At 73.9% G+C, this 399-nt stretch carries 1 protein-coding gene; it reads right to left on the bottom strand.

All coding sequences use genetic code 11. The features are described from left to right. Window positions 1–399, bottom strand: a 399-nt coding sequence (locus AC0IYH_RS29625; RefSeq protein ID WP_471837637.1) for a hypothetical protein, incomplete at both ends; no start/stop codon positions are given.

Genomic DNA, 399 nt, shown 5'->3' with positions numbered 1-399 from the left:
CGACAGGTCCTTGCTGAGCCGCTGCGTGACGGTGCCGGCGATGGCGCGGGCGGTGGTGGCATCGCCCTGCGACAGGGCGAGTCGATCGGTCGCGACGCCGCCGTTTCGGGTCGGGCTGAGCGTCAGCGACGCCGTGGTCTGGCCCGTGGCGAAGGCGACGTGGCGACCGGACGACAGCAGCGAGCCGCCGAGCGGGCGCAGCGGCCCGGTGCGCTGGATCGTCTGCGCGAGTTCGGCGGCGAAGGCCCGGCCATAGCCGTCGAGGATCACCGCGCCCATCGGCGTGATCGCGGCGTCGCCCATCGGCGCGGACAGTGAAGCGGTACCGCCGGTCGCGAGCCGTGTTCCGGCGATCGAGGTCGTGCCGACCGGCTGGAACGCGCGGGTCAGGTCGAGGAC

The sequence above is a fragment of the Pseudomonas sp. AC463 genome, from assembly GCF_979253585.1.
Note: the sequence above shows the minus strand (reverse complement) of the source record. Positions and strands in the feature narration are given on the sequence as shown.